Source organism: Synechococcus sp. R8-2, assembly GCF_047461715.1.
Classification (GTDB): Bacteria; Cyanobacteriota; Cyanobacteriia; order Thermostichales; family Thermostichaceae; genus Thermostichus.
The window spans coordinates 1-4,781 of record NZ_JANSHQ010000238.1 but is presented as its reverse complement, the minus strand read 5'-3'; the positions used below and the strand labels follow the sequence as shown (position 1 = coordinate 4,781).

Below are 4,781 nucleotides of genomic sequence, written 5' to 3'. Positions count from 1 at the left end.
CACGACAAAGGGGTGAAGCCTCAGCAGCCTCATCCATCGGAGCTGAAGGTGCGTATCGATTTGTGGATCCTCAAAACCGTGGTTGCACGCTACCCAAAAGCTAACCGTTTCCAGATACTGGTGGCGGGAGACAATTCGAGGCAGATTCTGGGCAGATTCTTCTTGAGAGACTTCCATTGGATACAGAGATACAGATCACACTCATCCATCCTTCGCCCGTTTAGAGTGAACTTTAAGATTCAACGGCCTTTGCCGCATGAGCACATCTCCCCCATCCTTATCCCCTTCCGCCGTTCAGGATTCGCGGGCGAGCTTGCCTCCGGGACCTAGCGAAGCTCACAGGGGAGAAATTCGGCTGGAGGACTTGGACGAGAAGCAATTGTTGGCCTCCCTATCGTCGGTGGTGTTAAACCCGGCAGCTTGGAGTTGCTTCAGCGTCAGCGAAACCAGCCGCCTGCTACGCCCCCTGCAAATCTGCCCCGACTTGACAGGAACTCCCGTTCTCTCCCCAGGGGCCACTGCCGAAGTGGTCTATAAGTTCCTGCTGAGCGACGGTCGGATCGGAACCATGAAGGGGCTGATCTCCATCGAAGACTTCCGCAGCGAGCGGCTGCGCTCCGTTTACGATCAGCTTCACATCGAAAAGATTATACCGGTCTTCACCGAGTCGGTTGTGGTGCAAATCATCGACCATTTGAAACCGATTTTTGCCCGTGACTTGGATGAGCTGCTTTGGCAAGAAAGTTTTTACTTTACCCCTCAAGATCTGCGCCAGCAGGAGTTCTTGTTGCGCGGCCTACGGCCCGAGGCGATCCCACGCAGCTTTCGGCCTCACCTGCAAAGGGTCTACACCCAGATTATGAAGGTGTGTCGCAGCTTGCCCAACATCGCCTTCCAACTGTGTCTGCGAGCCTACCTGGAGTACAACGAGGTCAAGAACAGGCATCTGCTGGCGCTTCTGCTCAGCAAGTATTTTTACACGCTCTACCGCATCGGCGGGCTGGACGGTTGGGAAAGTGGGGATCCGGTGGAGCTGGGATCCCTGCGCTCTGCCAGTGGGCGAGTTCGTCTCCAGGCTCTTTCTCGCCTCTTAACCCTGAACAATGACAGCGACGCTCCCCTGGTGGGCATTGGGGGCACCAGGCCGGGGGGCAGCTATTTCAGCGGGGAACGGGAGCCTGCCGGCGTTGAGATGGTGAGCTCAGAAGAGATTGAAAAGCTGCGGCAAGATGTGGAGGTGGCCCGCGGCCAGATCACCGAGGCCCAGCAATTGGTGGCCCAATATCAGGAGGAGAAAAAACAGGAACTGCTCAACCGCCTTCAGGATCCGGGAAAGTTTCTTCTCTTCAGCATTCATCAGTTTTTTGACACCCTCTTCGGATCCCTGCCCGGAGAGGTGAAAAGCGAGTACGGGGCAGTTTGGGTGCCGCGCACCTCCTACTTGGATGAGAAGGAGCGAGACAAGCTGACAGAGCATTTGCGCCACATCACCAGCGAAGCTTATTTGGTCAGCGTTCCCTTTGCCGAGGCGACCCTCATCGGCTATTGGCGAGTTTTGGCCGATTCCTTCTACAACCAATGGGTTTTGAATCAGTATAAGCAATTGCAGAGCTATGGGGTGGATTTGGAGCAACAGGGCATCCAGATTCTGGAACGAGAACGATTTCTGGATGAGGTTCAGTTGCGCTTTGCTGCCCGCCACCGAGAAATCGTCACCCAAAATGTGGAGAAGATCACCCAAATTGTGGTGGATAGCCTGGCCAAGCGGGTGGCCCTCAACACCGGCCAGCAAAGTTTTCAGGCCATGCGGGCCAAGTTGACCACCGTTTTGGATATGGACATTTCCCGCAAAGACGTGGGGGAAGTCAAGCGGCTGATCGACTACTTTACGGATGTGTTTTTGGGCAAGCGGGAGGAGCTGCGCTCCCCCTATCCGGTGGGCACGATTTTGCAAGTCAAGGCGGCCATTGAGGCTCGCCCCCCCGATAGCCGCACCCGCATTGGTCTGGAAATTTTGGGTCAGCTCTACCGCGAGTACGTTCCCCTGCTGGGATCCGCACCGAAATAGGAACGGGGGCATAGCGGGGGATCCCGTAGGCCGACAGGTTTTGGGCACAATGGGGACTGGCGCGCTGTCTAGGGTTGGAGACGGAGATTCCCCATGCGCTACCGCCAGCTTGGCCACAGCCCTTTGCAAGTTTCCGAGATCTGCCTGGGCACCATGACCTTTGGGCAGCAGAATACTTTGTCTGAGGCTTTCGAACAACTCGACTACGCGGTGGAGCACGGGATCAACTTCATCGATACCGCCGAGATGTACCCGGTGCCGGCGCGGGCGGAAACCCAGGGATCCACCGAGCGCTACATCGGCGAGTGGCTGCAACACCAACCGCGGCATCGCCTGATCCTGGCCACCAAGATCACCGGCCCTGGTCGGCCCTGGCATTGGATTCGCGGCGGATCCCTGTCCATCACCCGCGACAACCTCAAGCAGGCGGTGGCCGATAGCCTCAAGCGCCTGAAGACCGACTACATCGACCTCTACCAGATCCACTGGCCGGATCGCTACGTGCCCCTGTTTGGGGGCGTTGCCTACGATCCCAGCCAGGAGCGGCCCACCGTTCCCATTGCCGAGCAGTTGCAGGCTCTGGCGGAATTGGTGCAAGAGGGTCTCATTCGCTACATCGGCCTGAGCAACGAAACCCCTTGGGGGGTGAGCAAGTTCTGCCAGGTGGCCGAGCAACTGGGGTTGCCCAAGGTGGTCTCGATTCAGAATGCCTACAGCCTCATCAACCGCACGTTTGAAATGGGCCTGGCGGAAGTCTGCCGCCACGAGCAGGTGGGCTTGCTGGCCTACAGCCCGCTCGGATTTGGGCTGCTGACGGGCAAATATCTGGGGGGGGTGAAGCCGCCGGGATCCCGTTTGGCCTTGTTTGAAGGCTTTGGCCAGCGGTACCGCAAGCCGAATGTGGAAGAAGCGGTGGCCGCCTATGTGCAAATTGCCCGCCGGCACGGCCTGACACCGGCCCAGTTGGCTTTGGCCTTTGTGCGCAGCCGCTGGTTTGTTACCAGCACCATCATCGGGGCCACCAGCCTGACCCAACTCAAAGAGAACCTCAGTTGCCTGGATGTGGAGCTGTCCCCGCAGCTCCTGGCGGAGATCGAGGCGGTGCACCAGCGCTACCCCAATCCTGCCCCCTGAAAGGTTGGCGAAACCGGTGGCCAGACAGAACTTTTCAGAAGGTTTCCTCGTCTGGGTGTGCGGTTTGGATCATCCTCTCCTACACTTCTGTCCGGCCAACTTCCAGGGCCCCTCCCAACCGAGAGTGGGGATCCGAGACCTGAATCCTGTACCAAGAACCTGAGGTGTGAACGATGCGTAAGCTTTCCCTTTGGCAGGGTTGGAAGACTGCGGCTTTGGTGATCAGTTGCAGCAGCTTGGCCTGGCTTGGGGATCCCGCTTGGGCCCAACTTTCTGATATCAGCACCTATTGGGGTGCCCAGTACATTGCTGGGTTGAATGAACGGCAGATCATCGGCGGCTTCCCGGATGGCACCTTTCGTCCCAATGAATCCATCACCCGTGCCCAATTTGCCGTTATTGTCACCAAGGCTTTTGGCCTAGATACCAACGTTCCTGTGCGCTCCTTTGCCGATCCCATTCCCAGTTGGGCGGCTCCCTCCATCGGCGCGGCGGCAGCGGCAGGGTTTGTTTCCGGCTTTCCGGACGGCACCTTTCGCCCCAACGATGTGCTCACCCGTGCGCAGGCCATCACTGTCCTGACCCGTGCCGCCACCAACGGTAGGCTCATCGAAGATGCCGGCCAAATTGACGCGATCCTATCCGCGTTCGGCGATGCCAATTTGGTTCCCAACTTTGCCCGCGCCCCCATCGCGACAGCAGTTCAGGAAGGGCTGTTGGTGCTCTACCCCAACCCCACCCAATTGAATGCCCAGGCGGTGGCCACGCGGGGGGAAGTGGCTGCTCTTACCTACCAAGCGCTGGCCAAGGTGGGCCGGGTGCCCAATTTGGATCCGCCGGTGGGGGCTGCCATTCCCGGCCCTGGGATCCGTACCGAGCTCCTTGCCCAGGTCACTCCTACGCCCGAACCCCTGGCCACGCCGGACATTCCCATTGAGCCTCTGGTAGAAACGCTGCCCGCCGCTCCAGAGGTGAGAACCTTCTTTGCCCGCGAAGAGCTGGGATCTGTAAACCCAGGAGATACGATTACCGTGTTTTTGCTGGGATCCCCAGGTGCGCAGGGATCGTTTTCCATCCCCGGCATTGCCTACAACCTGCCACTGCAGGAAACCCGCCCAGGGCAATACGAGGGCAGCTACACCTTCCGCAGCCAAGACCGGGCCTCAGAAGCGCCTGTTTTTGTCCGCTTGGAGCGGGATGGACTGGTAACCCTGGTGCAGCTGCCGGATAAGACCATCACCATCGGGCGGGTGACCGACACCACCTTCCCCACCATCAGCGAACTGGCCCCTCCCAACGGATCCCTAACCGACAACCCTCGCCCCTCCATCTCAGCCCGTTTCCAGGACGACCAGGGAATCGACCTCAATAGCTTTACCTTGCTGGTGAACAATGTGGATGTCACCGCCCAAGCCCAGCTCACCCGCACCGGCTTCGCCTACACCCCAGCCGAGCCGCTGCCCACCGATCGACCGACCTTGATCGCCGTCCAAATTGCCGATACCAGCGGCAACACTGCCATCCAGCAGTGGTCTTTCCAGGTGCAGGCCGCCCAGCCCACTGCCACACCGACCCCAAC

Annotated in this window: 3 protein-coding genes; all 3 read left to right on the top strand. The window is 59.0% G+C overall.

The features are described 5' to 3' along the window. The first annotated feature begins 313 nt into the window (after positions 1 to 313). Positions 314 to 2,068 carry a hypothetical protein gene (locus NW819_RS06310; RefSeq protein WP_414413237.1) on the top strand — a complete coding sequence of 585 codons (1,755 nt, stop codon included), beginning with the start codon at positions 314 to 316 and terminating at the stop codon, positions 2,066 to 2,068. 93 nt (positions 2,069 to 2,161) lie between these two features. Then, positions 2,162 to 3,202 (top strand): NADP(H)-dependent aldo-keto reductase, encoded by a 1,041-nt coding sequence (locus NW819_RS06305; RefSeq protein ID WP_414374974.1) that lies wholly within the window; start codon positions 2,162 to 2,164, stop codon positions 3,200 to 3,202. A gap of 173 nt (positions 3,203 to 3,375) precedes the next feature. Then, the coding region (locus NW819_RS06300; protein WP_414413236.1) for an S-layer homology domain-containing protein at positions 3,376 to 4,781 on the top strand (1,406 nt) is incomplete at its 3' end.